This is a genomic window from Corynebacterium sp. p3-SID1761 (assembly GCF_055862885.1).
Map to the genome: position 1 here is coordinate 1 of NZ_JBSQBJ010000033.1, position 3,877 is coordinate 3,877.

Annotated in this window: 5 protein-coding genes; all 5 read left to right on the plus strand. The window is 50.9% G+C overall.

Going from position 1 to position 3,877, the window contains the following annotated elements:
* Window positions 1–405 precede the first annotated feature (405 nt).
* The 5 genes from ACWXWJ_RS10165 (at window position 406) to ACWXWJ_RS10185 (ending at window position 3,750) form a co-directional block, all read left to right on the plus strand.
* On the plus strand, window positions 406–1,056 hold the full coding sequence (locus tag ACWXWJ_RS10165; protein ID WP_473964335.1) for a hypothetical protein: 651 nt from the start codon (window positions 406–408) through the stop codon (window positions 1,054–1,056).
* 29 nt (window positions 1,057–1,085) lie between these two features.
* Window positions 1,086–1,508: a hypothetical protein gene (locus tag ACWXWJ_RS10170; RefSeq protein WP_473964336.1), complete on the plus strand. Its 423-nt coding sequence runs from the start codon at window positions 1,086–1,088 to the stop codon at window positions 1,506–1,508.
* A gap of 32 nt (window positions 1,509–1,540) precedes the next feature.
* Window positions 1,541–2,050 carry a hypothetical protein gene (locus ACWXWJ_RS10175; RefSeq protein ID WP_473964337.1) on the plus strand — a complete coding sequence of 170 codons (510 nt, stop codon included), beginning with the start codon at window positions 1,541–1,543 and terminating at the stop codon, window positions 2,048–2,050.
* A 66-nt stretch (window positions 2,051–2,116) separates the two neighbouring features.
* Window positions 2,117–2,668 (plus strand): hypothetical protein, encoded by a 552-nt coding sequence (locus tag ACWXWJ_RS10180; protein WP_473964338.1) that lies wholly within the window; start codon window positions 2,117–2,119, stop codon window positions 2,666–2,668.
* A gap of 446 nt (window positions 2,669–3,114) precedes the next feature.
* A complete protein-coding gene (locus ACWXWJ_RS10185) occupies window positions 3,115–3,750 on the plus strand; it encodes an RHS repeat-associated core domain-containing protein (RefSeq protein WP_473964339.1) in 636 nt (211 codons plus the stop codon).
* Window positions 3,751–3,877: the final 127 nt, after the last annotated feature.

A 3,877-nucleotide genomic window follows, 5' to 3' on the forward strand; every position in this document is an offset into this window, starting at 1 on the left:
ACGAACTCCGACACTGGCTCACCAAACTAGCCACCAATTCCGACGCCGTCGCCGAAGCCATCAAGAACGCGCAAGCCGACGGAATTGAATTCGACAACTAGCAACCCCACTCCACACGACGCACATGACAAACGTCTTGGGATTGCTCGATGCCGAATGCGTAACTTCACAAGGCCAGTTGAGATCTGCGCGGCGCTCGACTCGCCCACGAACTCCTCGACACCACCCTCCCGCCCGACATCCCCGCAGAAATCGAGGCAACTTACCGAGCACTCGCCTAGCCCGGGAAAGACGACCCCACCACCGCCTGCCGCGCAACCACGCGCACCACACGGTAAAAAGGGGACGCAAGCAGTACGCGACATCAGCAAGCGAAGAACTAGCCCTCTGATACGGAGAACACCAATGGCAAAACAATTGACCTTTCTCGATGACCAGTTTGCGGAATTAGGCTATAAGCGCAAGTACACCCAGGAGGCATGCTGGTTCAAAGAACTATCAAAAGGACTCATCTTCTACATCTATGGCGGAGTTGACCGTTCAATTGCAGGCCTTGACGATGTCGGCTTCGCCTACGGCGCGAGTGCTAAGCCCCTTACCCAACTCGACCATTCTTTACTGAAAAACAGTTCCGTCCGAGGCAGCGGAACCGTCGAAACACGCGCCAGCATCATGAGCCAACGAAAAGCCATCATCGAATGGGCCTACAGCAGCCAAGAAGTCGAAACTGATACCTTCGGCCCGAAGTGGCAACAACTCGCCGACAAAATCTTCACCGACGTCCCCCACCTCGAAGCAATGATCAACGTCGAGGACTACCGCCCACTCCTCGACGACAGACGCAGCCCATTCACCTGGTTCAACAACGATTTATCGAAAGTTTACGCGGCGCTTCACGTCGGCGACTTCGGCACCGCCCGCGACATCGCCCACAGCCTCACCCCAGAACAATTCAACCTAAGGAGGCGTCCACCACAACCCGGTAAATGGAGCGACGTAGAAGAACTCGAACATCTTCGTCAAGGTGTTGACGAATACATCGCCAAACACAGCTAACCCCAAACGACATCAACGAAGGACACCCCATGAGCTTCGACATCATGATCATCGAACCGACCACCGTACCCACCTCTACCCACGCTGCCTTCATGACCTGGTACGAAGAGACCACGGAATGGAACGACGATCGCGACTATTCCACTACCGAAGGCTCCACCGACGCTATTGCAGCGTTTTACAACGCCATCACTAAACACTTCCCTGACCTCAACGCCGCCGACGACCTCGACGATGAAGACGATGAAGACGCTGAAGACGAGATCGATGATGACACAGCCGCCGACTACACCATCGGCGACGATTTCCTCTACATCAGCTTCGCCTACGCCGTCGCCGAAGACGCAGCACAACGCTGCCTCGAACTCGCCAAAGCCAACAACCTCGCCTTCATTGACATCAGCGGCACCACCACCATCCACTTCCCCGACGGCAGCACACTCACCCAATAGCCAACTGCCAGCCACAACAATCTCCTGAATCAATGCCCGAGGACAACCACGTCACTCGGGCATTACCGCAGTCACCTCAAAAAACTCTGAAAGCAGGCCCACTTCAATCAGGTGACCCCGAGTGTGTATATGTCGACCACGCAGCACACTGGGTAGATGTGCTCGGGCTGATGTCTCATGTTGTTAGGAACAACAGGAAGATTGGCAATCAGGCGAGAGATGATTTAGCGAAACTACTTCCTGGCGCAAAAACTGAGAAGTACTTTGACGCTGGAATCACAGGTTCGAGAGGAGAAACGGGAAAGAGGTTCGTCGATGTTTTCGAACCCGAAATGATGATTGGACATGAACAGAAGACCGGAAAGGTTGGAGCGTCACGATTCATTCGCCACCAGGTAGACAGAGACGTTGCACTCTTCAAACGTGGAGACCTCAGCGAAGTTCAATGGCACAGAGATCCAAAATTTGAACAATTAGGTTTCACCGGAGATAGCTTGCAGGATAAGCAATTCACCAAACCCATGCAGGACTATCTCACTTAAAATAATTTCAAATGGTCCGACGTTGACAACGCGTTCATCATTGGAAGATAAAAATGGAGATGTTCTATGGACGTAAATATTGATACTTTCCTGCAGAGCTACAAGCTCTTTCCCACCAATTTTATTGGAAAAAAGCTTGAAGATCTCACCAAGGAAGAGCTAGCATCATTTACAAAAACATTTATCGATCTTGAAGCTGAGCGCTTTTCAATAATCAGTTCATCGCTGTGCGGACAATTACCGTTTAACACATCGGAGGAAAAAGTAGTAACGGTAGCAACGTTGATTGCCGCATCTCGCCAGACTGATGGTGACTCATCTTCAGCTACAACACTGAGCCTTTGCTATGACTTCGCTTGCGCGGTCCGCTCCTATCTACATTCCATCGACCCCGAGATTGACTGGCGATACCAGCTTAAGTATCCACGAGCGGTGTCTTATGCTAAGCCCGTCATCGCCAGGAAGAATTTTAGTGGCGCTGGATTCATTGATGCACGGGTCACCGCCCACGGCGGAGCCAATTACGCCTTTCAGCACAACCAAGACATCAAAGATGAAATCCTCAATATGATCACAAAGCAAATGAAGGGACACTTCGGAATAGAGTTCGAGTATTAACCATCAATTGGTAACGCCATCGCGAATCAAATGCGCCTGTTCAGTTTTAATAAGCCTAATGTTTTTCGTTTCAATGATCTACACATAAATTCCCATGTCAGTTAGGTTTGGCCACTTGCACATTCTGCCTTTGGTCTTAAATGACTCACTCACACAACCTCCTTCAAGTTGGTTCAATTTCTACAAGGGCAGATGAGCGTCAGTACCTCTAATCAGTAGCCACCCGTGCATAAAGCGAACACTTTGGGCCGGCTAGGCGTTGAACATAAAGAGGCCAGTGAGCGCTCCTCGTCCATCACTTCTACTACGCCACCGATGAACAACCCATCGGCTTTAGCTCAAGTGATGCTCCAGGTGTTCGCTATCGCTACACCTACGACGGTCTCGGCCGACGTGTTGCCAAAGACACCATCAACACCACCACCGGAACCGTAGAAGGCCGGACCGTGCAAACCCTCTACGGCAAACGCACATGGCATGGTCGGTGCACCAGCCCGTTGTTGTTTGCCGGCCAGTACGAGGATGTGGAATCCGGGTGGGCGTACAACCGCTTCCGCTACTACAACCCAGCCTTGGGTGCCTACAACGCCCAAGACCCACTCGGGCTCGCACCACGCCTCGCCTCGGCACAAGGCTACGTCGACCACGCAGCACACTGGGTCGACGCGCTCGGGCTAAAGGGTTGCTGGGTTAACGCAAACAAGGTTAAAGACCACTACGTGTACCATTACGTTAATGGAGGAAAGACTACATATGTAGGAATAACCAAGCATCCAAGGATGAGGGCAATCCAACACGCGATAACGCACCCGACCACACGTCCTAAAGGTGGAATGCGCATCCTTAATGAAGACAACCTGTTAGGAAAATACGAAGCGCGTGGCGTCGAACAGCACCTCATCGAACGCTTAAGAATGTCAAATCCTCCAAAAGTCACACAAGCCGAATATAAAGATCTCGGACTAGAGAATGGTGTGCTCGAAAACAAAATAAATAGCATGAGCAAGAACCATAGGTTCTACGATCAGGGAACTAAATTCGGAAAAGAATGGATAGAAAATAATTATAAACATATAAAATAAGGAGTTAACTTGTTAAAATTTTCTTTAGACAGCCCTAAAGGCAGCCGCCCTAAAGCTGGACAGCTCTACCTAATGAAAACCACCCTCGGTTACATCCCTGTTGGCGTCACCTCCACCGAAGCATTCT